Source organism: Pedococcus sp. P3_C7, from assembly GCF_056402615.1.
This window is the reverse complement of sequence record NZ_JBFUHC010000006.1, coordinates 1-25,991: the sequence shown is the minus strand read 5'-3', so window position 1 is coordinate 25,991 and position 25,991 is coordinate 1. Positions and strand designations below refer to the sequence as shown.

General features: G+C 69.2%; 23 protein-coding genes. 18 read left to right on the top strand and 5 right to left on the bottom strand.

Annotation, left to right across the window (positions count from 1 at the left end; genetic code table 11):
* Nucleotides 1-33 precede the first annotated feature (33 nt).
* Nucleotides 34-1,032 (top strand): aminoglycoside phosphotransferase family protein, encoded by a 999-nt coding sequence (locus AC1DS4_RS08430; protein WP_477632670.1) that lies wholly within the window; start codon nt 34-36, stop codon nt 1,030-1,032.
* Nucleotides 1,033-1,041: 9 nt separating this feature from the next.
* Here the strand turns inward: AC1DS4_RS08430 and AC1DS4_RS08425 are convergent, their stop codons facing one another.
* Genes AC1DS4_RS08425 through AC1DS4_RS08410 form a run of 4 tightly spaced genes read right to left on the bottom strand, consistent with a single transcriptional unit; the run spans nt 1,042 to nt 4,760 of the window.
* Nucleotides 1,042-1,431, bottom strand: a complete 390-nt coding sequence (locus AC1DS4_RS08425) for a pyridoxamine 5'-phosphate oxidase family protein (protein ID WP_477615439.1) — start codon at nt 1,429-1,431, stop codon at nt 1,042-1,044.
* Nucleotides 1,432-1,445: 14 nt separating this feature from the next.
* Nucleotides 1,446-2,825: an NAD(P)/FAD-dependent oxidoreductase gene (locus tag AC1DS4_RS08420; protein WP_477632669.1), complete on the bottom strand. Its 1,380-nt coding sequence runs from the start codon at nt 2,823-2,825 to the stop codon at nt 1,446-1,448.
* Between the two features lie 16 nt (nt 2,826-2,841).
* Nucleotides 2,842-4,278 carry an aspartate aminotransferase family protein gene (locus AC1DS4_RS08415; protein ID WP_477632668.1) on the bottom strand — a complete coding sequence of 479 codons (1,437 nt, stop codon included), beginning with the start codon at nt 4,276-4,278 and terminating at the stop codon, nt 2,842-2,844.
* Nucleotides 4,275-4,760 (bottom strand): Lrp/AsnC family transcriptional regulator, encoded by a 486-nt coding sequence (locus tag AC1DS4_RS08410; RefSeq protein WP_477615436.1) that lies wholly within the window; start codon nt 4,758-4,760, stop codon nt 4,275-4,277. The genes AC1DS4_RS08415 and AC1DS4_RS08410 overlap by 4 nt, the downstream gene beginning before the upstream one ends.
* 171 nt (nt 4,761-4,931) lie before the next feature.
* Here AC1DS4_RS08410 and AC1DS4_RS08405 point away from each other — a divergent pair, with 171 nt between their 5' ends.
* From AC1DS4_RS08405 to ispG, 12 genes are all read left to right on the top strand, one after another.
* A complete protein-coding gene (locus AC1DS4_RS08405) occupies nt 4,932-6,389 on the top strand; it encodes a gamma-aminobutyraldehyde dehydrogenase (protein WP_477615435.1) in 1,458 nt (485 codons plus the stop codon).
* Between the two features lie 57 nt (nt 6,390-6,446).
* Nucleotides 6,447-7,673, top strand: a complete 1,227-nt coding sequence (locus tag AC1DS4_RS08400) for a polyamine ABC transporter substrate-binding protein (RefSeq protein WP_477615434.1) — start codon at nt 6,447-6,449, stop codon at nt 7,671-7,673.
* On the top strand, nt 7,673-8,782 hold the full coding sequence (locus AC1DS4_RS08395) for an ABC transporter ATP-binding protein (RefSeq protein ID WP_477615433.1): 1,110 nt from the start codon (nt 7,673-7,675) through the stop codon (nt 8,780-8,782). Before AC1DS4_RS08400 ends, AC1DS4_RS08395 begins: the two co-directional genes overlap by 1 nt.
* Nucleotides 8,782-9,696 carry an ABC transporter permease gene (locus AC1DS4_RS08390; RefSeq protein ID WP_477615432.1) on the top strand — a complete coding sequence of 305 codons (915 nt, stop codon included), beginning with the start codon at nt 8,782-8,784 and terminating at the stop codon, nt 9,694-9,696. Before AC1DS4_RS08395 ends, AC1DS4_RS08390 begins: the two co-directional genes overlap by 1 nt.
* Nucleotide 9,697: 1 nt before the next feature.
* Nucleotides 9,698-10,498, top strand: coding sequence for an ABC transporter permease (locus AC1DS4_RS08385; RefSeq protein ID WP_477632667.1), 801 nt, complete (start codon nt 9,698-9,700; stop codon nt 10,496-10,498).
* A gap of 6 nt (nt 10,499-10,504) precedes the next feature.
* The gene (locus tag AC1DS4_RS08380) at nt 10,505-11,782 is read left to right on the top strand and encodes a saccharopine dehydrogenase family protein (RefSeq protein ID WP_477632666.1); all 1,278 of its coding nucleotides are present in this window, start codon (nt 10,505-10,507) and stop codon (nt 11,780-11,782) included.
* Between the two features lie 34 nt (nt 11,783-11,816).
* Entirely contained in the window at nt 11,817-12,911 is a 1,095-nt protein-coding gene (gene speB, locus AC1DS4_RS08375) for an agmatinase (protein WP_477623395.1), read from the top strand.
* A complete protein-coding gene (locus AC1DS4_RS08370) occupies nt 12,911-14,371 on the top strand; it encodes an NAD-dependent succinate-semialdehyde dehydrogenase (protein ID WP_477632665.1) in 1,461 nt (486 codons plus the stop codon). The genes speB and AC1DS4_RS08370 overlap by 1 nt, the downstream gene beginning before the upstream one ends.
* 83 nt (nt 14,372-14,454) lie before the next feature.
* Nucleotides 14,455-15,522: a DnaB-like helicase C-terminal domain-containing protein gene (locus AC1DS4_RS08365; RefSeq protein ID WP_477615427.1), complete on the top strand. Its 1,068-nt coding sequence runs from the start codon at nt 14,455-14,457 to the stop codon at nt 15,520-15,522.
* Nucleotides 15,523-15,606: 84 nt separating this feature from the next.
* A complete protein-coding gene (gene dxr / locus AC1DS4_RS08360) occupies nt 15,607-16,875 on the top strand; it encodes a 1-deoxy-D-xylulose-5-phosphate reductoisomerase (protein WP_477632664.1) in 1,269 nt (422 codons plus the stop codon).
* Nucleotides 16,875-18,236: a M50 family metallopeptidase gene (locus AC1DS4_RS08355; protein WP_477632663.1), complete on the top strand. Its 1,362-nt coding sequence runs from the start codon at nt 16,875-16,877 to the stop codon at nt 18,234-18,236. Before dxr ends, AC1DS4_RS08355 begins: the two co-directional genes overlap by 1 nt.
* Before the next feature lie 88 nt (nt 18,237-18,324).
* On the top strand, nt 18,325-19,485 hold the full coding sequence (gene ispG / locus AC1DS4_RS08350) for a flavodoxin-dependent (E)-4-hydroxy-3-methylbut-2-enyl-diphosphate synthase (RefSeq protein WP_477615424.1): 1,161 nt from the start codon (nt 18,325-18,327) through the stop codon (nt 19,483-19,485).
* 91 nt (nt 19,486-19,576) lie between these two features.
* Here ispG and AC1DS4_RS08345 read toward each other — a convergent pair whose 3' ends face one another.
* Nucleotides 19,577-20,944 (bottom strand): esterase-like activity of phytase family protein, encoded by a 1,368-nt coding sequence (locus AC1DS4_RS08345; protein ID WP_477623399.1) that lies wholly within the window; start codon nt 20,942-20,944, stop codon nt 19,577-19,579.
* A 279-nt stretch (nt 20,945-21,223) separates the two neighbouring features.
* On the opposite strand from AC1DS4_RS08345, the gene AC1DS4_RS08340 reads away from it, so the two are divergent.
* The 5 genes from AC1DS4_RS08340 to proS all read left to right on the top strand — a co-directional run.
* Nucleotides 21,224-22,069, top strand: a complete 846-nt coding sequence (locus AC1DS4_RS08340; protein ID WP_477615422.1) for a GNAT family N-acetyltransferase — start codon at nt 21,224-21,226, stop codon at nt 22,067-22,069.
* Between the two features lie 33 nt (nt 22,070-22,102).
* Nucleotides 22,103-22,342, top strand: coding sequence for a hypothetical protein (locus tag AC1DS4_RS08335; protein ID WP_477615421.1), 240 nt, complete (start codon nt 22,103-22,105; stop codon nt 22,340-22,342).
* A gap of 130 nt (nt 22,343-22,472) precedes the next feature.
* Nucleotides 22,473-24,344, top strand: coding sequence for an HNH endonuclease signature motif containing protein (locus AC1DS4_RS08330; protein ID WP_477623400.1), 1,872 nt, complete (start codon nt 22,473-22,475; stop codon nt 24,342-24,344).
* Nucleotides 24,345-24,417: 73 nt separating this feature from the next.
* The gene (locus tag AC1DS4_RS08325; RefSeq protein ID WP_477623401.1) at nt 24,418-24,816 is read left to right on the top strand and encodes a DoxX family protein; all 399 of its coding nucleotides are present in this window, start codon (nt 24,418-24,420) and stop codon (nt 24,814-24,816) included.
* 392 nt (nt 24,817-25,208) lie between these two features.
* On the top strand, nt 25,209-25,991 hold a 783-nt coding region (gene proS, locus AC1DS4_RS08320), incomplete at its 3' end, for a proline--tRNA ligase (protein ID WP_477646020.1).

The window sequence follows — 25,991 nt, the reverse complement described above, 5'->3', positions numbered from 1 at the left end:
GACGCGGCCGTGGCCTGTCTAGAGTCGGGTGGCATGGACGCGGGCTTCTCACAGGAGGTGGCGACCGACGCCTGGCGCGCCGAGGCAACGCGGTGGATCACCGACGAGCTCGCCGCGGTTGGTCTGGGTGTCACGGGGGACATCGAGCAGCCGCGGATCCGACCGTGGTCGACCCAGCTCGTCGTGCCGAGCGACCACGGCACGGTGTGGTTCAAGGCCAACTGCCCCTCGGCCGCGTTCGAGCCGGCCGTCCACCTCGCCCTCGCGGAGCTCGAGCCGGGGGAGGTCGAGGCGCCGCTGGCGATCGACGCCGAGCGCGGCTGGATGATGACGGCCGACCGCGGGCTGACCCTGGGGGAGCGCCACGACGCCACGCTGGCGGACTGGCAAGCCGTCGTCGCCCGGGCGGCACGCGTCCAGCGTCGTGTGGCAGGCCATGGCGGGACGCTGGTCGAGCGCGGCCTGCCGGACTGCTCTCCGGGCACCGTCCCTCAGCGGTACTCGTGGCTCATCGAGCAGCTGGCCGTCCTGCCGGCCGACCATCCGTCGCATCTCGCCGCTGACGAAGCGCGGTCGTTGCGTGATCGGTCAGCAGTGGTGGACGCCGCCGTGGAAGCACTGCTCGCAGCGCCGATGCCTTCGAGCCTTCAGCACGGTGACCTGCACCCCCGCAACGTGTTCGTCCTCGACGACGGACTGCGCTTCTTCGACTTCGGCGATGCCCAGTGGGCACACGTGCTGGAGGTCCTCGCAGTGCCCTACGGCTTCGCGACCCGGGTCACGCACCAGCCGTGGGCCGAGATCCTCGACGCATACGCCGCGGTCTGGTCCGACGTCATCGATGCCGAGGCGCTCCAGGCGCTGATGGGCCCCGCGATGGTCACCCACGCGGTCAACCGGTCCTTCACCTGGTTCGGTGCCGTCGTGGGAGCGCAGCCCGACGAGCTGGCCGAGTGGGGCGACGCGCCGCTGTACTACCTCAGGCTGGCACTCGAACCGTTCCCGCCGGCTGACCCGGAGTCCGGCCCGTAGCGACCGACGCTAGACGTTGCCGAGCACGCGGTCGACGGCGATCTCGACAACGACCCGTTCGGGGTTCTCCCGTGGCACGCGGTAGCGGGCGGCATAGCGGTCGACCGCGTCGGCCACCGCTGCCGCGTCGGTGAGCACCCGGGCCGTCCCCTCGAAGGAGAGCCAGTGCCGGCCGTCCACCTGGCACACGACTGCGCGACCTCCCAGGGCGGCGTTGCGGGCCTTGCGACTGCTGCCACTGGTGATCACGCGAACGACGAGTTCCGCGCTGTCCCAAGTGAATCCGACCGGCACGACATGGGGTGACCCGTCGGCGCGCAACGTCGTGAGCGTGGCCAGGTGTCGGGCCGTGACGAACTCGAGGGCGGCGGGGGACAGGTCAGCGGGGGCGGTCGACACGAGTGGAGTCTTCCCTAGTGGCCGGTGAGGGCGCTGAGCAGCCTGCCGAGCCGGGCCGGACGGCCGGTGCGCGCCTCCTCGAGGTCGGCGGCGTGAGCCAGCCTGAGACCCGCGTTGATGCCGGCCCACCGCAGGGGTTCGGGCTCCCAGCGTCGGCTGCGGTGCCCGACCCACGGCAGCTCGGTGAGCGGTGTGGGCCGACCAGTCACCAGGTCGGCCAAGGTGCGTCCCGCGAGGTTGGCGGCTGCGACCCCGTCCCCGACGTAGCCCCCTGCCCAGCCCAGGCCGGTGGACCGGTCGTGGCCCACGGAGGGGTGCCAGTCGCGCGCGATCCCCAGCGGGCCACCCCAGGCGTGCGTGAAGCGGACGCCGTCCAGCTGGGGGAGGAGGTCGGTGAGGGTCGCGCGCAGGTCGGCGAAGACCCTGGGCTCGTGGTCGAACTCGGGCCTGATGCGCGAGCCGTAGTGGTAGGGCGCTCCTCGCCCGCCGAACGCCAGTCGGTCGTCGGCCGTCCGCTGGCCGTAGATGATGACGTGGCGCTGGTCGCTGAACACCTCGCGCTCGGCGAGCCCGACCGACTCCCACTGCGCTGCCGTCAGTGGTTCAGTGGCGACCACGAGCGAGTAGACCGGGGCGACGGTGCGGCGCTCGCCGGCGAGCTGCGGCGTCCACGCCTCGGTGGCCCGGATGACGTGGCGCGCCATGACCTGACCGCCGTCGGACAGCGTCGCGCGGCCGGGCTCGATGGTGCTGACCCGCGCCCCCTCGACGAGCTCGGCGCCCTGCGACCGCACGGTCGCAGCCAGGCCGTCGACGAGCATCCGCGGGTGCACCCGGGCGCAGTGTGGGGTGAACGTCGCGCCCTGGACCCGACTGGCGGCCAGCCGCTCGGTCGCCTCGGTGGCGTCGAGCCAGCGGGTGCCGGTGCCCCACTGCTCCGCGTGGGCCACCTCGGCCCGCGCCCTGACGACCTGGGCGTCGGACCGCGCCAGGGCGAGGGAGCCGCCCTTGCGGAATCCGCACTCGATCGCCGCGGATTCCGTTGCCCTGCCGACCTCGTCGACCGTGCGTCGCAGCTCCTCCAGCATGGCCAGGGCGGCGCTGCGACCCCGGCGGCGGGCCAGCGCCTCGGGACCGACCGGCCACAGCGCGGACACCCAACCGCCGTTGCGTCCGCTCGCACCGAAGCCGACCTGCTCGGCCTCGAGGACCAGGACGTCGAGCGAGGGGTCAGACAGCAGCAGGTAGTGCGCCGTCCACAGCCCGGTGAAACCGCCGCCGACGATGACCACGTCCGCACGGGGCGGGACGGGACGTGAGGAGGGCCCGGGTGCCGGCGATGCGGCATACGGGCCCTGCTCATGTCCGTCACTCGACCACAGGGGTTCGGTCACGGGGCGTCGACGCGTGTCAGAGGTGCTTCTCGGCGCCGGTGAGCACCGAGCGGAGACGCGACTCGATGTCGTCGAACTCGGTCTGCCCGATGATCAGCGGCGGCGCGAGCTGGATGACCGGGTCGCCGCGGTCGTCGGCACGGCAGTAGAGCCCGGCGTCGAACAGCGCCTTGGACAGGTAGCCGCGCAGCAGTCGCTCGGACTCCGCGTCGTTGAACGTCTCGCGGGTCTCCTTGTCCTTGACCAGCTCGATGCCGTAGAAGTAGCCGGCGCCGCGGACGTCGCCCACGATCGGCAGGTCGAGCAGCTTCTCGAGGGTGGCCCTGAACTTGGGGGCGTTGTCCTTCACGTGCTGGTTCAGGCCCTCGCGCTCGAAGATGTCGAGGTTGGCCATCGCCACTGCCGCGCTGACCGGGTGGCCGCCGAACGTGTAGCCGTGCGGGAAGTAGGTCGTCCCCTTCTTGAACGGCTCGAAGAGCCGGTCGCTGGCGATCATCGCGCCGATGGGGGAGTAGCCCGAGGTCATGCCCTTGGCACACGTGATGATGTCGGGCACGTAGTTGAAGTCGTCGCACGCGAACATCGAGCCGATGCGGCCGAAGGAGCAGATCACCTCGTCGGAGACGAGCAGGACGTCGTACTCGTCGCAGATCTCGCGGACCCGCTCGAAGTAGCCGGCCGGCGGCGGGAAGCAGCCTCCGGAGTTCTGCACCGGCTCGAGGAACACGGCGGCCACGGTGTCGGGACCCTCGAACTCGATGGCCTCGGCGATCCGGTCGGCGGCCCAGCGGCCGAACGCCTTGTCGTCGTCGCGCAGGTGCTCCGGAGCGCGGTAGGAGTTGGTGTTGGGGACCTTGAAGGCGCCTGGCACGAGCGGCTCGAACATCTCCTTGGCCGCGGGGATGCCGGTGATGGACAGGGCGCCCTGGGGGGTGCCGTGGTAGGCGACCGCGCGGCTGATGACCTTGTGCTTGGTCGGCTTGCCGGTCAGCTTGAAGTACTGCTTGGCCAGCTTCCAGGCCGTCTCGACGGCCTCGCCTCCACCCGTCGTGAAGAACACCCGGTTGAGGTCACCGGGGGCGCCGGCGGCCAGGCGTTCGGCCAGCTCGATGGCGCGGGGATGGGCGTAGGACCACAGCGGGAAGAAGGCGAGCTCCTTGGCCTGCTTGGCGGCCGCCTCGGCGAGCTCCTCGCGGCCGTGGCCGACCTGGACGACGAAGAGCCCGGCGAGTCCGTCGATGTACTCGTTGCCGCGGTCGTCCCAGATCTTGTGGCCCTCACCGCGGGTGATGATGGGGACGCTGTGGCCCATCCCGCCCTCGCTGCGGTCCTCGAACACCGAGTGGCGCGTGAAGTGCATCCACAGGTGGTCGCGAGCGGCCGCGCTGTGCAGCGTGCCGAGCGGCGTGTGCGTGTCGCTGGACGGTTCGAAGATGGACAGGTCAGTGGTCATCGAGTACCCCAGTTGTAGTGCTGTTTGTTGAGTTTCAGGTAGACGAACGTCTCGGTGGTCTGCACCCCGGGGAGGGTGCGGATGCGCCGGGTCAGCAGGTCGAGCAGCTCGGCGTCGTCCTCGCAGACGACCTCGGCCAGCAGGTCGAAGGAACCTGCCGTCGTGACGACGTAGGACACCTCCGACATGGCGGTGAGGGCGTCGCCGACCGGTAGCAGGTCACCGTCGACGCGGATGCCGATCATGGCCTGCCGGCGGAAGCCCACCTGCAGGGGATCGGTGACCGCGACGATCTGCATGACCTCCTGGTCCAGGAGCCGCTGCACGCGCTGGCGCACCGCCGCCTCGGACAGCCCCACGCGCTTCGCGATCGTCGCGTAGGACTGCCGACCGTCCACCTGCAGCTGCTCGATGATCGCCTTCGACACATCGTCGAGGCGCACATCGGTGCTGGTGCTGGCGGGCCGGGTCACGGTGGCCATGGTGTCCTTCGAAACCGCTTCGCGCAAGTCCCAACACGACGGAATCGATCGCCACTGCATCAAATCGGCGACGATTTCCGCATTCTGACGGCCAGAACCTATTGAAATCCGCTGTGAGGCGGCTACAGTGCCACACACCGGAATCAGTAGCCGATCCGCATTGGAGCATCAGTGACTGCCACGTCCGCGGGCCCTCGTGTCCTGCGCAACTTCATCAACGGCGAGTTCGTGGAGGCGCGCACCGATGCGACCTCCGACATCGTCAGCCCGGTGACCGCCCAGGTGGTCGCCACTGCCCCCATCTCGACCGCGGACGATGTCGACGCCGCCTACGCCTCGGCCGCCAAGGCCTTCGAGGAGTGGGGTCAGACCACCCCCAGCGAGCGGCAGCAGGCGCTGCTCAAGTTCGCCGACGCCATCGAGAAGCGGTCCGACGAGTTCGTCAAGCTCGAGTCCGAGAACACCGGCAAGCCGCACGCCCTGACGGCGAGCGAGGAGATCCCGCCGATGGTCGACCAGCTGCGGTTCTTCGCCGGCGCCGCTCGGGTGCTCGAGGGCCGCGCCGCGGGTGAGTACATGAAGGGTCACACCAGCTGGGTCCGTCGCGAGCCGATCGGGGTCGTCGGCCAGGTGACCCCCTGGAACTACCCGATGATGATGGCCGTCTGGAAGATCGGCCCTGCGCTGGCCGCCGGCAACACCATCGTCCTCAAGCCGTCCGACACCACTCCCGAGACGACCCTGCTGATGGCCGAGATCGCCTCGGAGTTCCTGCCGCCGGGCACGTTCAACGTCGTCACGGGTGACCGCGACACCGGTCGCGCGGTCGTCGAGCACAAGACCCCCGCCCTCGTAGCCATCACCGGCTCCGTGCGGGCCGGGATGCAGGTCGCCGAGAGCGCCAGCCGCAATCTCAAGCGCGTCCACCTCGAGCTCGGTGGCAAAGCACCGGTCATCGTCTTCGACGACGCCGACATCGAGGCAGCGGTCGAGGGCATCGCCATCGCCGGCTACTTCAACGCCGGTCAGGACTGCACGGCCGCGACCCGGGTGCTGGCCGCTCCGCACATCCACGACGACTTCGTCGCGGCCCTGGGGGAGTACGCCAAGAACTCGGCGACGGTCGGTCTGCCGGACAACGACGACGCGCTGCTCGGCCCCGTCAACAACCGTGGCCAGCTCGAGCGCATCGAAGGGTTCCTGTCGCGACTGCCCGACCACGCGTCGGTCGCCGCCGGTGGGCACCGGATGTCCGGCCTGGGTGACGGCTTCTTCCTCGAGCCGACCGTGCTCTCGGGGCTGCAGCAGGACGACGAGGCCATCCAGGACGAGATCTTCGGCCCGGTCATCACCGTCCAGCGCTTCACTGACGAGGCGGAGGCCCTGCGGTGGGCCAACGGAGTCGACTACGGCCTGGCCTCCAGCGTCTGGACCAAGGACTTCGGCCGGGCGATGCGGGTGTCCAAGGCCCTCGACTTCGGCTGCGTCTGGATCAACACGCACATCCCGATCGTCGCCGAGATGCCCCACGGAGGGTTCAAGAAGTCCGGCTACGGCAAGGACCTGTCCATGTACGGCTTCGAGGACTACACGCGCATCAAGCACGTGATGGCCAACATCGACAGCTGAGCCACCCGCATCACGCGGTCCAACGCCCCGACTGCCCCCACCCCGCAGGAGAGATCGATGAACGAACAGACCCCCGTCACCCCCATGCAGGCAGCGTTCCTGCGTGGCGTGCTCAGCCGCCGCACCCTCATGGTGGGATCCGCCGGTCTCGGGGTCGCCGCCCTGGCAGCCTGCGGATCCAAGGGCAAGACCGCCACGAACTCGGGCAGCAGCACCACCGCGCCCACGGCCAAGGCGGCCCAGGACATGTCCGACACCGAAAAGGTCATCAACTGGTCGAACTGGCAGCAGTACATCGACGTCTCTGACGACGAGAAGAGCCGCCCGACACTCGATGCCTTCACCAAGGCCACGGGGATCAAGGTCAACTACACCGAGGACTACAACGACAACGACGAGTTCTACGCCAAGGTCCGGCCGCTGCTCGCCGGCGGCCAGGACACCGGTCGCGACGTCTGGTGCTCCACCGACTGGATGGTCGCCCGGCTGATCCGACAGGGTTACGTGCAGCCGCTCGACAAGGCCAACATCCCCAACGCCAAGAACCTCGAGGCAGCCTTCCAAGACGTGTCCTTCGACCCCGGCCGCAAGTACTCCCTGCCTTGGCAGGCCGGCTTCGCCTGCATCGGGTACAACACCAAGGCGACGGGTGGCAAGAAGATCGAGACGATCACCCAGCTGCTCACGGACCCGTCGCTCAAGGGCAAGGTCACCCTGCTGTCGGAGATGCGCGACACCGTCGGTCTCGTCCTGCTCGACCAGGGCAAGGACCCGTCGAACTTCACCGATGCCGACTTCAAGGCCGCGATCGACATGATCCAGAAGGCCAAGGACGCGGGCCAGATCCAGAAGTTCACCGGCAACGAGTACACCGACGGGCTCAGCGCCGGCGACATCGCCGCCTGCGTCGCGTGGTCGGGTGACGTGGCATCGCTCGGGCTCGACGCCCCCGAGCTCGGTCTGACCCTCCCCGCCGCCGGATACACACTGTGGTCGGACAACTTCGTGATCCCCGCGATGGCCAAGCACAAGAAGAACGCCGAGCAGCTGATCAACTACTACTACGACCCCAAGGTGATGGGCGAGGTCGAGGCCTGGGTCAACTACATCTCGCCGGTGACCGGCACCAAGGACGCGGTCGTGGCGATCGACAAGAGCCTGGGCGCCAACCAGCTGATCTTCCCCTCGGCCGAGACCTTGTCCAAGGCGAAGAAGTTCCGGGACCTCACCGCCAAGGAAGAGTCCGAGTACACCCGCATGTTCACCAACCTGGCGACGGGCTGATGGCGACGGAGACGTCCGGGGACCTGCGGCTGACCGGTCTGACCAAGCAGTTCGACACCTTCACCGCGGTCCACCCCATGGACCTCGTGATCCCCCAGGGCTCCTTCTTCGCGCTGCTCGGCCCATCAGGCTGCGGCAAGACGACGACGTTGCGGATGGTGGCCGGGCTCGAGCACCCGAGCGGGGGGCGGATCCACATCGGCGACACGGACATCACCGACACCAAGGCGCACCAGCGCAATGTCAACACGGTGTTCCAGTCCTACGCGCTCTTTCCCCACATGAGTGTGATCGACAACGTCGAGTTCGGGCTCAAGCGCCGAGGCGACAAGGCCGCCAAGGCCAAGGCCAGGGAAGTCCTCGAGCTCGTCCAGCTCGGGGAGGTCGCGACCAAGAAGCCGGCGCAGCTGTCCGGGGGCATGCAGCAGCGCGTCGCGCTCGCCCGTGCGGTCGTCAACCGTCCCGACGTGCTGCTGCTCGACGAGCCCCTCGGCGCCCTCGACCTCAAGCTGCGACGCCAGATGCAGATCGAGCTCAAGCGGATCCAGCAGGAGGTCGGTCTGACCTTCATCCACGTCACCCACGACCAGGAAGAGGCCATGACCATGGCCGACACCATCGCGGTGATGAACGCCGGGCGGATCGAGCAGCTCGGCGACCCGGCCACCCTCTACGAGCGTCCGGCGTCGACGTTCGTGGCCAACTTCCTGGGCCAGTCCAACCTGCTCAAGGCCACGGTGACGGGTGGTGCGACAGGCGCGGAGGTGCCGGTCACGGCATACGACACGCCACTCACGGTGGCTGCTGACCACCTGCCCGAGGGCACCAAGGACATCTGGCTCGGGGTGCGGCCCGAGAAGCTCCGCCTGGGGGAGCACGGAGGACCCAACCGCCTCAGTGGCACGGTCACCGACGTCTCCTTCTCGGGTGTGGCGACGCAGTACCTCGTGCGTATGCCGTGGGGCCAGGAGCTCACCGTCGTGCAGCAGAACGACGGGTCGGGTCGGGCGAGGCGGGGAGACGACGTCACCGTCTCGTGGGCGGCCGAACACGGGTTCGCACTCGACGCGGCGCAGGCCGCGGACGCCGGCGTCGAGGAGGAGGGGTAGTGGCCGAGGTCGCTGCCATCGGCGCGGGGACACCCGTCAACAAGCCCGTCCGTCGGGGTCGCTGGGTTCCCTACGCGCTGCTCGCCCCCGGTCTGTTGTTCCTGCTGGTCTTCTTCGTCGCACCCATGATCACGCTGGGGTCCCAGTCGCTGCAGGAGGGCAACGTCGACGAGGGCTACACGTTCACGGGCAACGTGGGCATCTACGCCGACGCCTTCGAGCGCTACTGGCCGCACCTGGTGCGGTCGGTCGGCTACGCCGGCAGTGCGACGATTCTCGCGCTGTTGCTCGGCTACCCGCTGGCGTACTTCATGGCCCAGAAGGCCGGTCGCTGGAAGAACATCCTGCTCGTCCTCGTGATCGCGCCGTTCTTCACGAGCTTCCTCATTCGCACGCTGGCGTGGCGCAACATCCTGTCCGACGACGGCCCGGTGGTGGCACTGGCCCAGAACACGGGCTTCACGAGCCTGTTGCAGGCCGTGGGCCTCACCGACAACGACACCCTCCTGGCGTCCAAGTTCGCCGTGATCTGCGGACTCACGTACAACTTCCTGCCCTTCATGATCCTGCCTCTGTACGCGTCGCTGGAGCGTCTCGACAGTCGACTCGTCGAGGCGGCGGGCGACCTCTACGCCTCCCCGAGGGAGGCCTTCCGGCGCGTCACGTGGCCGTTGTCGCTGCCCGGGGTCGTCGCCGGCACGTTGCTCACGTTCATCCCGGCCGCGGGCGACTTCATCAACTCGCGGCTGCTCGGCAACACCCAGACCGTGATGATCGGCCAGGTCATCGACAGCCAGTTCCTGCGGGTGCTCGACTACCCCTTGGCCGCGGCGCTGTCGTTCATCCTGCTCATCCTCATCGTCGCCCTGGTGGCTGCCTACGTGCGCAAGGCCGGCACCGAGGAGCTGGTCTGACATGGCCGTCCTCGCCTGGATTCGCCGGCACCTCGTCGCCTTCGCGGCGTTCGCCGTGCTGCTCTACCTGCTCATCCCCAACGTCGTCGTGGCGCTGTTCTCCTTCAACGACCCCGTGGGCAAGTTCAACTACAACTGGGCACGCTTCTCGACGGACGCGTGGACGAACCCGTGCGGGTCTCCCGGGATCTGCAGCTCGCTGGGGCTCAGCCTGCGGATCGGCGTGACTGCATCGGTGGTCGCCACCGTGCTCGGCACGATGGTGGCCCTCGCCCTTGGCCGCTACAGGTTCCGTGGGCGGGCGGCCACGAACCTGCTCATCTTCGTCCCGATGGCCACTCCCGAGGTCGTCATGGGCTCCAGCCTGCTGACCCTGTTCCTCATGCTGGGGATCCCCTCAGGTGCGACGGCGATCCTCATCGCGCACATCATGTTCTGTGTCTCGTTCGTGGTGGTTGCGGTGAAGGCGAGGGTAGCCACGCTCGACCCACGGCTCGAGGAGGCTGCGGCCGACCTGGGTGCCACACCCGCCCAGACGTTCCTGCGGGTGACCCTGCCCCTGGCGGCGCCCGGCATCGCGGCCGGGGCGCTGCTGGCCTTCTCGCTCAGCTTCGACGACTACATCATCACCAACTTCAACGCCTCACCCAGCTCGATCACCTTCCCCATGTTCGTCTGGGGTGCGGCCCAACGTGGCGTCCCGGTCCAGGTCAACGTCATCGGGACAGTCATGTTCCTGGCAGCCCTCGGCTTCGTGATCACCGGGCAGCTCCTCTCCAGCCGACGTCAGAAAGCAGCCTGATCCGCCATGCGCATCCTGATGATCGGCGCCGGCGGCGTCGGTGACGCTGCCGCACGCATCGCCGTCGAACGGGACTTCTTCGAGTCCTTCGTCGTGGCCGACTACGACCTCGGTCGTGCTCAGGCCACGGTCGCGGCGGCGAGCGCCAGGCGTGACGGCGAGCAGCGGCTCGTCGCGGCCCAGGTCGACGCGTCGGATGAGGACGCGGTGGCCGCGCTGGCCCGCGAGCACGGGTCGACGCACGTGTTCAACGCCGTGGACCCGCGGTTCGTCATGCCCATCTTCAGGGGCGCCCTCGCCGCAGGTGCGGGCTACCTCGACATGGCGATGAGCCTGTCCTGCCGCCACCCCGAGGAGCCCTACGCCAAGGTCGGCGTCAAGCTCGGTGACGAGCAGTTCGCCATGCAGGGGGACTGGGAGGAGTCGGGTCAGCTGGCCCTGTTGGGGATCGGGGTCGAGCCGGGGCTGTCGGACGTCCTCGCGCGCTATGCGTCCGACCACCTGTTCTCGACGATCGACGAGCTCGGGACCCGTGACGGCGCCAACCTCGCGGTCCTCGACGACGACGGCAACGAGACCTTCGCACCGAGCTTCTCGATGTGGACCATCATCGAGGAGTGCCTCAACCCGCCGGTGGTGTGGGAGCGCTCGCGGGCCGACGCGGGCGGGGGAGACGTCGAAGCGGGCTTCTTCACCCTGCCGGCGTTCAGCGAGCCCGAGGTCTTCGAGTTCCCCGAGGGCATCGGGCCGGTGGAGTGCGTCCACGTCGAGCACGAGGAGGTGCTCCTCATGCCCCGCTGGCTCGACGCGCAGCGGGTGACCTTCAAGTACGGCCTCGGTGACGAGCTCATCACCATCCTGCGCACCCTGCACACGCTCGGCCTCGACGGCACCGACCCCGTCAGCGTCAAGGGCGTGCAGGTGTCGCCCCGCGACGTCGTCGCCGCGGTGCTGCCCGATCCCGCCACCATCGGCCCGCGGATGCAGGGCAAGACCTGCGCCGGGGTCTGGGTCACGGGCACCGGCAAGGACGGTCAGCCGCGCAGCACCTACCTCTACCACGTGGTGGACAACGAGGAGACGATGCGTGACTACGGCGCCCAGTGCGTCGTCTGGCAGACCGCCGTCAACCCGGTGGTGGCCCTGGAGCTGTTGGCGAACGGCACCTGGAGCGGGTCCGGCGTCCTCGGCCCCGAGGCCTTCGACGCGGCGCCGTTCCTCGAGCTCCTGGCGGCGCCGAAGCCCGGCGGGTACGGCTCGCCCTGGGGCCAGGAAGACCGCTGAGACCATGACCTCGAAACGGCACTAGGGTCGAATCATGACGCGATACGGGCAGCAGTACGGCCCCGACTTCACCTTCCTCGGCGTGGACCGCTGCGACCTCGAAGACGAGAGCACGTATGCCGATGCGGACGTCGTGATCCTCGGTGCGCCCTTCGATGGGGGCACCTCACACCGGCCCGGAACGCGCTTCGGACCCCAGGCCATCCGGATGACCGACTACCTGCCGCACGACGGGTCGCGCCCCTCCCTGGCGCTGCGGACCGACGGCCTCGTCGACCTCCGGGTCGTCGACGCGGGCGACGTCGAGATGTACTCCGGCGACATCGAGCGGTCCCTGCCCAAGCTCGAGGCCGCGGTCGAGCGCGTCACGCGGGCGGGCGCCATACCCGTCGTCCTCGGGGGCGACCACTCGATCGCCTTCCCGGACGCGAAGGGTGTCGCCAACGTCCTCGGCCACGGCCGCATCTCGATGATCCACTTCGACGCGCACGCCGACACCGGTGACATCGAGTTCGGTTCCCTGTGGGGGCACGGCCAGCCCATGCGCCGGCTGATCGAGTCCGGTGCACTGCGAGGCGACCGGTTCCTCCAGGTCGGGCTGCGGGGCTACTGGCCCCCGCCGGAGACCCTCGACTGGATGGCCGGTCAGGAGATGCGGTCGTTCGAGATGACCGAAATCGTGCACCGGGGTCTCGACGAGGTCCTCACCGAGGCGTTCACCATCGCCACGGACGACTGCGACGGTGTCTTCCTGTCGGTGGACATCGACGTCTGCGACCCGGGCCATGCGCCGGGCACCGGCACCCCGGAGCCCGGTGGGCTCTCGGCCCGACAGCTGCTCGACGCCGTGCGCCGGATCTGTCTCGAGCTACCGGTCGTCGGTGTCGACATCGTCGAGGTGAGCCCGCCCTACGACCACGCCGACATCACCGCCGCGCTCGCGAACCGCGTTGTCCTCGAAGCCCTTTCGGCGATCGCGCGCAAACGGCAGGACGAGCGGGAGGGAACTCGCTGGGACCCCTCGCAACCGCTGCTCGCCGGGCGCAACGGAGCCATTCCCGAGGGGCACATCCCGCAGCACCACCACACCCACGCCACGCACGACCACGCACCGGAGGACCACGGCTGATGGCCACCACCCAGAAGACCCTCATCGACTCGGTTCCCAAGGGACTGTTCATCGGCGGCGCGTGGCGCGACGCCACGGGCGGCGGCACCCTTGCCGTCGAGGACCCCTCGAGCGGTGCCACGCTCGCCCACGTGGCCGACGCCACGGTGGCCGACGGCAAGGCGGCCCTCGATGCAGCCGTTGCAGCGCAAGGGGACTGGGCCAAGACGCCTCCGCGCGACCGGGGCGAGATCCTGCGTGCCGCGTTCGAACGGATCACCGAGCGCGCCGAGGACTTCGCCACGCTGATGACCCTCGAGATGGGCAAGACGCTTGCCGAGTCGCGCGGAGAGGTGACCTACGGCGCCGAGTTCTTCCGCTGGTTCTCCGAGGAAGCCGTTCGCATCCACGGTCGCTGGTCGACGGCTCCCAACGGCGCGACCCGGCTGCTCACGATGAAGAAGCCCGTCGGGCCGACCCTGATGATCACGCCGTGGAACTTCCCGCTGGCGATGGGCACGCGCAAGATCGGGCCGGCCATCGCTGCCGGCTGCACCATGGTCGTCAAGCCGGCCAGCCAGACCCCGCTGACCATGCTCGCCCTGGCGGACCTGCTGCGCGAGTGCGGGCTGCCCGCCGGTGTCCTCAACGTCGTCACGACGTCCCAAACGGGTGACGTGATGGAACCCCTCATCCGCGACCCCAGGCTGCGCAAGCTCACCTTCACCGGCTCCACCGGGATCGGTCGCAGGCTGGTCGAGCAGTCGGCCGAACAGCTGCTCAGGGTCTCCATGGAGCTCGGCGGCAACGCCCCGTTCATCGTCTTCGAGGACGCCGACCTCGACCGGGCCGTCGATGGCGCGATGCTCGCCAAGATGCGCAACATCGGTGAGGCGTGCACGGCGGCCAACCGCTTCTTCGTCCACGAGGGTGTGGCTGACGAGTTCGCGAAGAAGTTCGCCGCGCGGATGGCCGGCCTGACCCTCGGCAAGGGCACCAAGAAGGGCGTCGACGTCGGTCCGCTGATCGATGCCAAGGCGCGCGACGGAGTCAGCGAGCTGGTCGAGGACGCCAAGGCCAAGGGGGGCACGGTCCTGACCGGCGGAGGACAGGTCAAGGGCCGGGGCTACTTCTTCGAGCCGACCGTGATCAGCGGGGTGCCCATGACGGCTCGGATGATGAAGGAGGAGATCTTCGGGCCCGTGGCCCCGATCGCCACCTTCCGTACCGAGGCCGAGGCCATCACCAAGGCCAACAGCACCGAGTTCGGCCTCGCCTCGTACGTCTACACGAACGACCTCGGACGGGTGATCCGGGTCAGTGAGGCGCTGGAGTACGGGATGATCGGAATCAACCAGGGGATCATCTCCAATCCGGCAGCCCCCTTCGGCGGCGTCAAGGCTTCCGGTTTCGGCCGGGAGGGTGGCTTCGAGGGCATCGAGGAGTACCTCGAGACCACCTATGTCGGGATTGCCCCTTAAGGGCTGAACTGGGGTCATCCGTTCGGTGCCAAAGTTCACCGAACCGTTTCCACCGGAGGCACATCGACGGTTCAATCTGTCGCATGACCAGCGCTGAACCAGCGGGAGCAAGCGTCCTGTCCATCACCGGCGAACCGCCAGTGCAGTCGCGCAACGTCGGCCGACTGCGATCGCTCGCCGACGTCCTCCTCGAGACGGACGAGAAGCTGCGGCTGGGCCAGACCGCCGGAGCACGCGTCTGGCCCACGGGCTTCGACGCCCTCGACGTGGCCCTGACCGGTGGCTTCCGCTCGGGCGAGCTGGTCCTGCTCGGTGGGCCGCAGGGACTGGGCAAGACGGCGATGGCGCTGCAGATGCTGCGCAACGCCGTCGCGGCCAACCGCAGCGCGGTGCTCTTCTCCTACGAGCACGACGCCCACAGCATCCTGGAGCGGCTCATCGCGATCGAGGCGGGAGCCATCGCCGGCACCGACGCCGTCGGTCTGAACAAGATCAGGGCCGGCTTCGAAGCCAGGCACAGCCGCACGAAGTCGATGCGCGAGCGCTTCGGTGAGACCGTCGGCGGCATGGAGGCCGTCGAGGCCCTCGAGAGCTACGGCCAACGACTGCACGTGCACACCTCGAGCGGGATGCACACCACGCTCGACGAGATCCGTGCCGCCGTTGCCGAGATCATCGAGACCGACGGACGACCCCCACTGGTCCTGGTCGACTACCTCCAGAAGGTCCCGGTGGCAGGGGTCATGGGCGAGGAGGAGCGAGTCTCCATCGTCGTCGAGCGGCTCAAGGACATGGCGCTCGAGCTGGGCGTCCCGGTCCTGGCGATCGTCGCCGCCGACAAGTCCAGCCTGGTGGCCGGCCGGCGGATGCGGGTCAACGACCTGCGTGGCTCGTCGGCCCTCGCCTACGAGGCCGACGTCGTCCTGATCCTCAATGACAAGTACGACATCGTCGCCAAGCACCACCTCGTCTACCACCTGGGTAACGCCGAGCGGTTCCGCCACTGGGTCGTCATGTCGATCGAGAAGAACCGCAACGGCGCCGACCACCTCGAGCTGGAGTTCCAGAAGCGGTTCGACCAGGGCCGGTTCGAGCCAGCCGGTCGCGTGGTCGAGGAGCAGCTCATCGAGGAGCGGGTCTTCCAGGAGTAGGTGTGCCCGGACGCGCCACCCAGGTGGCGCAGGACGGTCGTCCGGCCAGCGGCTCGAGCGGGGTGGGACCGCGTGCCTGCCGACATGCGCGACAATGAACCAGTGACTTCCCCGCGCACCGTCGCCGTCCTCGGCTCGACCGGCTCCATCGGCACCCAGGCCCTGGACGTCATCGCGCGCAACCCCGACCGCTTCCGGGTGGTCGCCCTCTCCGCGGGGTCCAACGTCGAGCTGGTCGCCGAGCAGGCAGTCACGTTCGAGGTCGACCTCGTCGCGGTGGCCCGCGGCACCCACGAGCAGGTCGCCGAGGCGATCGGTGCGTATGCCGCGCGGGCCGGCCGCGCGGCATACCGGCCCCAGGTGGTGGTCGGGGACGACGCTGCGGTGACGGCCGCTGGGTGTGGCGCAGACGTCGTCCTCAACGGAATCACGGGGGCCATCGGGCTGCGTCCGACGCTGGCGGCCCTGGCCGAGGGCTCCACGCTCGCGCTGGCCAACAAGGAGTCGCTCATCGTGGGCGGACCACTGGTCAAGGCCGCCGCCAAGCCGGACCAGATCGTGCCCGTCGACTCCGAGCACTCGGCCATCGCCCAGTGCCTGCGCGGGGGGCGCGCCGACGAGGTGCGCCGGCTGGTGGTCACCGCCAGTGGGGGACCGTTCCGTGGGCGCAGCCGCGAGTTGTTGCGAGCCGTGACCCCGGCTGAGGCGCTCGCGCACCCGAACTTCTCGATGGGGCGGGTCATCACGACCAACTCCGCGACCCTGGTCAACAAGGGGCTCGAGGTGATCGAGGCGCACCTGCTCTTCGACATCCCGTTCGACCGCATCGACGTCGTCGTCCACCCGCAGCAGCTGATCCACTCGATGGTGGAGTTCGTGGACGGTTCGACCATTGCCCAGGCCGGACCGCCGCGGATGCTCGTGCCGATCGCGCTCGGGCTGTCCTGGCCCGAGCGGCTCGCCGACGTCGACGTCCCCGTGGACTGGACCCAGGCGCAGTCGTGGGAGTTCGAACCGCTCGACGACGCGGCCTTCCCGGCCGTGCGCCTTGCCCGACAGGTCGGCGAGGCCGGGGGCACCAGTCCAGCGGTCTACAACGCAGCCAACGAGGTCGCCGTCGATGCCTTCCACGAGGGTCGCATCGGCTTCGTCGAGATCGTCGACACGGTGGCCAGGGTCGTGGAGATCCACGGGTCCGGCGGCGCACGCGGGATCGAATCAGGGACACTGACCGTTGAGGACGTGATGCGCGCGGACGCGTGGGCGCGCGAGGAGGCTCGGAAGGTGCTGGGTTTGCAGACTGGATCGATGACCGAGGAGTCGCTGGCGGACACCGAGGGGGCGCTTCGCTGATGACGGCCCTGCTGTACGTGCTCGGCGTGCTCTTCGTGGTCCTGGGGGTGGGCCTGTCGATCGGGCTGCATGAGATCGGGCACCTCGTCCCCGCCAAGAAGTTCGGGGTCAAGGTCACCCAGTACATGGTCGGCTTCGGGCCGACCGTGTGGTCGACGAGGCGGGGCGAGACCGAGTACGGCATCAAGGTCATCCCGCTCGGCGGCTACATCCGGATGATCGGCATGTTCCCGCCGCGGCCGGGAGACAAACCCGGGACGTTGCGCGTGTCGAGCACCGGCCGGTTCACCCAGCTCGCCGACGAGGCACGTCAGCTCAGCCTCGAGGAGATCAGGCCCGGCGACGAGGACCGCGTCTTCTACAAGCTGTCGGTGCCGAAGAAGGTCGTCGTCATGATGGGCGGCCCGGTGATGAACCTGGTCATCGCCGTCGTGCTGCTCACCGGTCTGGTGACCATCTACGGCATGCAGGTGGAGAAGGACGGGGCGGTCGTGGCCTCGGTCAGCGAGTGCGTCGTGCCCGCCAGCCAGGCGGCCGCCAAGACGACCTGTGCCCCCTCCGACCCCAAGACCCCGGCCTTCATCGCCGGCATCCGGCCCGGCGACCACATCCTGTCCATCGCAGGCCAACCCATCAAGCGCACCATCGATGTCGGCAAGCAGATCCGGCCCAGGGTCGGCGAGCAGACCGAGATCGTGGTGCTGCGCGACGGCGTCCGGGAGACGCTGCGGGTCAGCCCGATCCGCAACACCGTGCAGCAGGTCGGCCCGGACGGCACCCCGCTGGTGGACGCCGACGGTCAGCCCGTGGTCCTCGAGGCCGGTTTCCTCGGGGTCTCCTCGGCTCCCGTGCTGGCCCTCGAGCGCCAGAGCGTCACGGTTGTTCCTGGCATCCTCGGCGATCAGGTCTCGCACATCGCCGGGGTGCTCCTGCACATCCCGCAGCGGATGACCGACGTCGCGCAGGCGGCGTTCGGCTCCGAGGAACGCGACCCGAACGGACCGGTGTCCGTGGTCGGCGTGGGCCGGATGGCCGGAGAAATCTCGTCGGGCTCCATCAAGGGACTCGACGACAGCCTCGGCGGCAAGATCGCGATCCTGGTCAACCTGATGGCCGGCCTCAACCTCGCGCTGTTCGTCTTCAACCTGATCCCGCTGCTGCCCCTGGACGGCGGCCACGTCGCGGGAGCGTTGTGGGAGGGGCTCAAGCGGAACGCGGCACGCCTGCTGAACCGCCCGGACCCCGGGCACGTGGACGTCGCCAAGGCATTGCCCGTCGCCTATGCGGTTTCCTCGGTGCTCATCGTGATGTCCGCGCTGCTCATCTACGCCGACTTCGTCAAGCCCGTCAAGCTCGGCTGACCCCGGCCTCGGGTCGGCCACGCGGCCGGCGCGGAGCCGGCTTCCAGCCGGCGTCGGCCTCCACCTCTCTCTGGGAGATACTCAACGCATGACTGTTGGACTAGGTATGCCGGCCCTGCCCCCGCCCGTGCTCGCGCCCCGCCGCAAGACGCGCAAGATCAAGGTCGGCAAGGTCGAGGTCGGCGGTGACGCCCCCATCTCGGTGCAGTCGATGTGCACGACGCCCACCACCGACATCAACAGCACCCTGCAGCAGATCGCCGAGCTCACCGCCTCGGGCTGCGACATCGTGCGCGTCGCGTGCCCGAGCCAGGACGATGCCGAGGCGCTCCCGGCGATCGCCCGCAAGTCCCAGATCCCGGTCATCGCGGACATCCACTTCCAGCCCAAGTACGTCTTCGCGGCGATCGACGCCGGCTGCGCTGCGGTGCGGGTCAACCCGGGCAACATCCGCAAGTTCGACGACCAGGTGAAGCAGATCGCAGCGGCGGCCAAGGATGCCGGTGTCTCGATCCGGATCGGCGTCAACGCCGGCTCGCTCGACCCCCGGCTTCTCGAGAAGTACGGCAAGGCAACGGCGGAGGCCCTGGTCGAGTCGGCCGTGTGGGAGGCATCCCTCTTCGAGGAGCACGACTTCCACGACTTCAAGATCTCGGTCAAGCACAATGACCCCGTCGTCATGGTCAAGGCCTACGAGATGCTCTCCGAGCGGGGCGACTGGCCGCTGCACCTCGGGGTGACCGAGGCGGGGCCGGCGTTCCAGGGCACCATCAAGTCCGCCACCGCCTTCGGTGCGCTGTTGTCCAAGGGCATCGGCGACACCATCCGCGTGTCGTTGTCCGCCCCGCCGGTCGAGGAGGTCAAGGTCGGCAACCAGATCCTGCAGTCCCTGAACCTCAAGCCGCGCAAGCTCGAGATCGTGTCCTGCCCCTCGTGCGGTCGGGCCCAGGTCGACGTCTACAAGCTTGCCGACGAGGTCACTGCCGGACTGGAGGGGATGACGGTCCCGCTGCGAGTCGCGGTCATGGGCTGTGTCGTTAACGGTCCCGGCGAGGCTCGCGAGGCCGACCTCGGCGTCGCGTCCGGCAACGGCAAGGGCCAGATCTTCGTCAAGGGCGAGGTCATCAAGACTGTGCCCGAGAGCCAGATCGTCGAGACGCTCATCGAGGAGGCGATGCGCATCGCCGACGAGATGGGTGAGCCCATCGACGAGGAAAGCGCCGGGGCTCCGTCGGTCACGGTCGGCTGACCAGGCTCTCGGGCCCGCCCCCACCAGCGGACCCGAGAGTGACCTGTTCCCCGGCTCAGCCCCGCGACCGAGCCAGCAACTTCCCCTCAGCTCACCCCTGCGGGAGCAACCGCGGGTCGATGCCCAGCGCCTGGTCCAGGGTGACCTCGATGTACTCGTTCGGGTCGGGGACGACTGCCGATCGGCCACCGGTGTTGGGGAAGTTGTTGTCGTTCATCACCGCGATCGTGTGGTCGTCGACGACGGCGAGGTCCTCGATGGTCTCGAAGGCGAACGGGAAGAAGGCTCCCAGCTTGCCGACGTTGGCCGGGTCAGGAACGGCCAGGAGGTTCACGAGGAGCTGCTTGTCGGCATACCCGTCGTGGTCCCGGTCCTTGAGGTCCACGGTGAAGACCGCCTTGAAGCGCGCGTTCGGTCCCGCTCCCGCATCGCGTTCGACAACGAGGAGCTCGTGGTCGTTCAGCGCGATCGCATCTCCGATCGAGTCCCCGGGGCTCTCGAGGCGATAGCGCCAGTAGGTGCCGGTGAACTGCGCCCCGAGGTCCTGGTTGACCTTGACCTCGAAGATCCGCAGGTCCGAGGCCAGACCGGCAGCCTTGTCCTCGGCGATGGAACCCTCGAGCATCGGGTAGAGCCGCTGGCCGTTCGGGGAGATCGCCATGCCCTCGAACCCGCGCGACGACGCGAGGTTGGGCTGCTCACCAACTGCGAGCGTGGGGTTCTGGGGCGCCTTCACCCCCGGGGCCGGAACGGGCGCTTCCAGGAGCCGACCGTGTTCGTCCGCGTGGAGCAGGAACGGTCCGAACTCGTCGCCGAACCAGAAGGTGCCGTCGGGCGCGACCTGCATGGACTCAGGGTCGAAGTCCCAGCCGGTCAGCACTCGGTCCGGCGGGGGGCATGCGTAGCCCGCCGGCAGGGTCGCCGCCGCCGCGCAGCCGCCGTCGCGCCAGATCGTCCAGTCGACATGGTGGTCGGGGTCGCTGAGCAGGAACTGCAGACCGAGGAAGGTCGTCGTCCCTGTGCTGGTGTCGGGCCGGATCCGGTTGACGACCAGCTCGAAGTCCTGGCTGTTGCCCTTCTGGCCGTAGCCGTTGTCGGTCATGACGAGGTAGCTGCCGTCGGCGTTGCGGTGCATGGCCGAGAAGCCCTGTACTGGTTGGGCAGGGTAGGGACGCGCAACCGCCGTCGTCCCGGTCTGGAAGTATCCCGACGACGCAGTACCCGGTCGATAGGTCTCGGCCGGGAGCGAGGAGCGCCCGACCAGCCGGGCCTGGGCGGCTGTCGTCGCGGGGTCGGGATCGACGGTGGCGCCCCCGACGCCGGCCGTGGCGCCGCTCGGCGATGAGGCGAGGGCGGTCGCACAGAGGGCGCCGGCTGCGGCAGCCCCGGTCGCACGTTTCCAGGCACGGCGACGGCTTGCGGGACGTGGGCCCGCGAGGGCCCGGTCGTTCGTGGACATGATGGTCTCCTTGGTGAGCTGGTCCGGTGTTGGTGCTGGTGTTGGTTTTCCCGCCTGGTGTCGGCGTTCGTGTCGCTCTTGCTTGTCGCTGCCGCACGAGCGGTGGCTCGTGGATCCGCAGCAAGCTGCGGCAAACTCGACGATCCCGTGGCAGACGCAGCTGCGTCGTCCACCAGGGAGCCCGACTACGTCGCCCCCTCGGCCACAGCTGTGGACCGCAGGACGACGGGAGGGCGGCGTTCTGCGGCGCGCTGACCCGGCGAGCCCTAGGCTGGATCCGTGCTGCGCACTCGAAACCCGGTCCACGCGCTGTCGCCCTCGGACCGCGACGCCGCGTTGGAGGTGTGCGCGCGGAACCTGCCGGCGAACGTGTTCGTGGCCGCCCGCCTCCTCGAGGGAGTGCTCAGCAGCCAGCCCGGAACCGTTCTCGGGCACAAGGTCGGCGGCAGTCTCGAGGCGCTGTGCTGGTCCAGCGCCAACCTCGTCCCGGTGGAGGCCGACGAGCAGACGCTGAGCTTCTTCGCCGACCGGGTCCGCCGCTGGCGCCGCCACTGTGCCTCGATCCTCGGGCCGGCCGACCAGGTGGCCGAGCTCTGGCGGCACCTCGCACCCGCATGGGGACCGGCACGCGCCGTGCGGGCGAACCAGCCGTTGATGAGCAGCATGGACCGGCCCTCAGCCCTCGGGATCGAGCTCGACCCGAGGGTGCGTCCGGCCCGGGAGCACGAGGTGGACCTCGTGATGCCTGCCGCGGCGCACATGTTCGAGGGCGAGATCGGCTACCCGCCCTACACCGGCTCCGGCGCGGCATACCGGTCGGCACTCCTGGCCCTCATCGACCGTGGCCACACCTTCATCGCGGTCGAGGACGGCGCGGTGATCTTCAAGGCCGACGTGGGCTCCGTTGCGCTCGGCTGCGCGCAGCTCCAGGGGGTGTGGCTGGCACCGCACCTGCGGGGGCGCGGACTCTCCGTGCCCCTCATGGCGTCCGTGGTCGAGCAGGTGATGGAGACCCGCGCGCGCTGGGTCACGTTGTACGTCAACGACTTCAACGAGAGTGCCCGGGCCACGTATGCGCGGGTCGGCTTCGAGGACGTCGGTAACTTCTCGACCGTCCTGCTCTGATGAGCGGCGTTCGCTGCTGATGGACCCCTCCTGATGGACCCCTCGCTGCGGTCGGAGCCGCGCCCGGACACACCCGCTGCCGGAAACGCGCTGCTCTGGATGACCGGGTCGCTCGCCCTCTTCGGTGCCTTCCTCGTCGCCGTGCCTGGCCGGGAGACAGCCGGGCGCACGTGGCTGTGGGTCGGCCTCGTCCTGCTGGTCGTCGGTGGCGCGACCTTTGCGCTCGCCCTCAGGGCTCGGCTGTCCTATCGGCGCGAGCACCGCAGCGACTGAAGCCCGGCCTTCATAGCAGGCGGCACTGACAGTGAAGTGGTGGGGTCACTGCGCCAATTCTGTTGTCTGGCAATCGAATTCATCGCTCGTACAGGTTGAAAGGGAGTGTTGCGTGGGCTAGAGTGGACATATGTTCGAACTCGCCGACCTCCACCTTCGACTCCAGTCGGAGCTCGGTCGAGTGCGCGCCGTCGGGGCCGAGGCGTCGGGCGCGGAGTGGGTGGAGCTGGCGGGTTCGTGCCAGCAGCTGATCAACGTCGCGGCGGCGATGCAGACGGTTGCCCTGGCGCACGTGGCCGCGACCGATGACGTCGTGTGTGAGGACGGCACCATCGAGGAGGAGTTCCGGGGCCTCGGCCACCAGCGGCTGGACGCTCCCGCTCTCGTGCAGGACCGGTTGGGGCTCACCACGTCCGGAGCGACTGACCGGGTCGCGACCGCGGTGGACCTCGTGACGCGTCACCCCGCCCTGGTCGAGGCCATGGCGGCTGGGCGGCTCGACACCTACCGCGCCGGGATCGTTGCGGAGGAGCTGGCCGACGCCACGCCGGAGGTCTGCGCCGAGGTGGCCGACCGGATCGGCGAGCGGCTCGGCACCGAAGCAGGCGGTGCGTTGCGCCGCCGGACTCGTCGCGTCCTGGCGTCGGTGGATGCAGACCTCGTGCGGCGCAAGGCCGAGCGCGCGCGGGCCGAGCGGTCGCTGCGTCGCAGCGCCTTCTCTCCCGGGGTGGACGAGTGGAGTGCGAAGGTGCCCGTCGAGGAGTCGCGAACCGCGTGGTCGGTGGTCGACGGGTTGGCCCGGAGCTATGTCCTCGACGGCAAGTGCGCGGGCATCGAGCAGGCCCGGGCAGACGCCCTGATGGATCTCATCCACGCTCGGGCCACCGGTGAGGTCACGGTGCACCTGACGGTCCCGGCCAGCGCGGTCGCCCGCGAGGCCGCCGCCGCAGAGGCGGCTCGTGACGAGGGCGCAAGGAGCGACGGGGACGGCGGCCGACGCGCTGCCGAACTGGTGCCGGTGACGGGATTCGGTATGCCGGGTGTCACCCATGTGCGCGCCTCCTGGGTTGCGTCGGTGGCGCAGCGCCGACAAGGACCGCGCGGTGGCGCGACGGAGCCTGCGCCGGCTGGCGACGCGGGCGCGCCGTCAGCTCCGAAGTCCACCGCATCGTTCCACGTGGTGGCGTGTCACGACACGTCGGGCGCGCTCGCGTCCCTGCCGATGAGCGCGGAGCGCCCAGCCCGAAGGTTTCGGAGCCTCCCAGCTCCAGGGGGCGGGTCCCGTGCAGGCAGTCGCGACTCAGGTCGCTATCGACCTCCCCAGTGGATGATCGACTTCGTCAAGGCGAGGGACGGTCAGTGCCGCTTTCCCGGATGTGCGATCAGTGCGAGGTTCTGCGACGTCGACCACGTGGTCCCGTGGCCCGTGGGCGCGACCGATCCGACCAACCTGGTGTGCCTGTGTCGACGCCATCACCGCATCAAGCAACGGCCACGGTGGCGATCGCGCCTCGACGCGGACGGCGCCCTGGTCTGGACCGATCCCACAGGCCACCTGAGCACCACCGTGCCCTTCGACCAGCTTCAGTGTGGATCTGAGGCCGCCTCAGCGATCACCACCATGAGTGGTGACGCCCACCCGGCGGTGGTCGTGGACGCTGAGGTGGACGTCGAGGTGGGCGTCGAGATAGCCGTGGAAATGGACGGGATCGCCGGGCTGACTTCGCTGCTGGAGGAGGGAGTGCAGCACCTGACCGAGCACCACCTCGTCGAACTGGCCTGCCGTCCCGGCAACCTTACCACCCGCAACCGCCGCGCGCTGCGGACCGGGCGGCGGGTCGACTTCGGCCGCCTCGAGTGGTTCTCGACGAGGGGGCGCTCGAGGGTGGAGATCATCCAGGTGTGCGACCGGCTCGACGCGGACAGACTCCTGTTCCACGGCCATGGCTCCACCTCGCGCCTGATCCGAGGCCCGTCCCCCGAGGACCCGCCTCCGTTCTAGACGGCGAGTCGGCGTGCGCATGGATCGCAGCAGCTCGCCGCTGGCCGCGAGCTCTGCCTGACAGGATGGCGGCATGCCCCGCTCCGTCGCGCCCCTGACCAAGGACATCGTCGGCCTCGCCGGCCTGTTCATCACCTCGGGGACGACCCACCTCGTCAAGCCCGAGCTGTTCGAGCCGCTGGTGCCGAACTCGTTGCCGCGCCGGCGCGAGCTGATCTACCTCTCGGGCGTTGCCGAACTCGCCTGCGCGGCGGGGCTGCTGCACCCGCGCACCCGCCGGTATGCCGGGTGGGCGAGTGCCGCCCTGCTCCTCGCCATCCTGCCGGGCAACGTGCAGATGAGCGCCAACTACGGCAAGCGCGCGCAGCGAAAGGGCACTCCGGCAGCGCAGGCCGCCTTCGCGGGCACCGTGGCACGGCTGCCGCTGCAGCTCCCGTTGATCCGCACCGCCCTCAGGGCCGCTGGGCGCTGACGCGCGCGGGCGGTCGTCGCGCTAGGTCGTGGTCTGGTCTGCCGGCTGCTTGGCGTTGTTCTCGGCGCGATCCCGCGCCGCCTTCGCCTTGGAAATCCTCAGAGCCTCTTGCTCTCGACGATCCATCGATCGCTTTCGTGTAAACGGCCACACGCAGCCATCACCCCCCCGCTTGGGAACCCCCGACCCGACCGACAGACTTCCGCAAAACGGACAAACTCACAAGCCGGCGGGGACCAATACCTGCAGGTCGCACCCCGTCCCCCAGAGATCTGATCGCTGCTGGTTGCGGCGCCCGTCAACCCGACGAAGGCGACGAAGGAAACCGTGGTGAGCACGCGGCATACCGACGGATATCCTCTGGGGGTTGTCCGCCAACCGAGGAGTGCCACGTGGCCCTGCGCATGTCGACCCTGTTCCTGCGAACCCTTCGCGAGGATCCGGCCGATGCCGAGGTGCCGAGCCACCGGTTGCTCGTCCGGGCGGGCTACATCCGACGGGTCAGCCCCGGCATCTACACCTGGCTGCCGCTGGGCCTGCGCGTGCTGCGCAAGGTCGAGACCATCGTCCGCGAGGAGATGGACGAGATCGGCGCCCAGGAGCTGCTCTTCCCTGCGCTGCTGCCCAAGGAACCCTTCGAGGCGAGCGGTCGCTGGACCGAGTACGGCCCCAACATCTTCCGCCTGCAGGACCGCAAGGGCGGCGACTACCTGCTCGGGCCGACCCACGAGGAGATGTTCACGCTCGCGGTCAAGGACCTGTACTCGTCCTACAAGGACCTTCCGCTGGCGATCTACCAGATCCAGACGAAGTACCGCGACGAGGCGCGTCCGCGGGCCGGCGTGCTCCGTGGCCGCGAGTTCGTCATGAAGGACTCCTACTCCTTCGACCTCGACGCGGCCGGCCTCGACAAGGCCTACCAGCTGCACCGCGACGCCTACATCCGCATCTTCGACCGGCTCGGCTTCCACTACGTCATCGTCCAGGCGATGGCCGGTGCCATGGGTGGCAGCAAGAGCGAGGAGTTCCTCGCCACCGCCGAGAACGGCGAGGACACCTACGTCCGCTGCCCGAACTGTGGGTATGCCGCGAACGTCGAGGCCGTGCGCGTCCCCGTCCCCGACGCCATCTCGTATGCTGACGTGCCCGCTGCGCACGCGGAGTCCACCCCGGAC

Bases quoted from the DNA above. Each gene is read 5' to 3' on its own strand.
- AC1DS4_RS08430 (WP_477632670.1), top strand. From the start codon at position 34: ATGGACGCGGGCTTCTCACAGGAGGTGGCGACCGACGCCTGGCGCGCC.
- AC1DS4_RS08415 (WP_477632668.1), bottom strand. From the start codon at position 4,278: ATGACCACTGACCTGTCCATCTTCGAACCGTCCAGCGACACGCACACG.
- AC1DS4_RS08410 (WP_477615436.1), bottom strand. From the start codon at position 4,760: ATGGCCACCGTGACCCGGCCCGCCAGCACCAGCACCGATGTGCGCCTC.
- AC1DS4_RS08400 (WP_477615434.1), top strand. From the start codon at position 6,447: ATGAACGAACAGACCCCCGTCACCCCCATGCAGGCAGCGTTCCTGCGT.
- AC1DS4_RS08395 (WP_477615433.1), top strand. From the start codon at position 7,673: ATGGCGACGGAGACGTCCGGGGACCTGCGGCTGACCGGTCTGACCAAG.
- AC1DS4_RS08385 (WP_477632667.1), top strand. From the start codon at position 9,698: ATGGCCGTCCTCGCCTGGATTCGCCGGCACCTCGTCGCCTTCGCGGCG.
- AC1DS4_RS08380 (WP_477632666.1), top strand. From the start codon at position 10,505: ATGCGCATCCTGATGATCGGCGCCGGCGGCGTCGGTGACGCTGCCGCA.
- speB (WP_477623395.1), top strand. From the start codon at position 11,817: ATGACGCGATACGGGCAGCAGTACGGCCCCGACTTCACCTTCCTCGGC.
- AC1DS4_RS08370 (WP_477632665.1), top strand. From the start codon at position 12,911: ATGGCCACCACCCAGAAGACCCTCATCGACTCGGTTCCCAAGGGACTG.
- AC1DS4_RS08365 (WP_477615427.1), top strand. From the start codon at position 14,455: ATGACCAGCGCTGAACCAGCGGGAGCAAGCGTCCTGTCCATCACCGGC.
- dxr (WP_477632664.1), top strand. From the start codon at position 15,607: ATGCGCGACAATGAACCAGTGACTTCCCCGCGCACCGTCGCCGTCCTC.
- AC1DS4_RS08355 (WP_477632663.1), top strand. From the start codon at position 16,875: ATGACGGCCCTGCTGTACGTGCTCGGCGTGCTCTTCGTGGTCCTGGGG.
- ispG (WP_477615424.1), top strand. From the start codon at position 18,325: ATGACTGTTGGACTAGGTATGCCGGCCCTGCCCCCGCCCGTGCTCGCG.
- AC1DS4_RS08345 (WP_477623399.1), bottom strand. From the start codon at position 20,944: ATGTCCACGAACGACCGGGCCCTCGCGGGCCCACGTCCCGCAAGCCGT.
- AC1DS4_RS08335 (WP_477615421.1), top strand. From the start codon at position 22,103: ATGGACCCCTCGCTGCGGTCGGAGCCGCGCCCGGACACACCCGCTGCC.
- AC1DS4_RS08330 (WP_477623400.1), top strand. From the start codon at position 22,473: ATGTTCGAACTCGCCGACCTCCACCTTCGACTCCAGTCGGAGCTCGGT.
- AC1DS4_RS08325 (WP_477623401.1), top strand. From the start codon at position 24,418: ATGCCCCGCTCCGTCGCGCCCCTGACCAAGGACATCGTCGGCCTCGCC.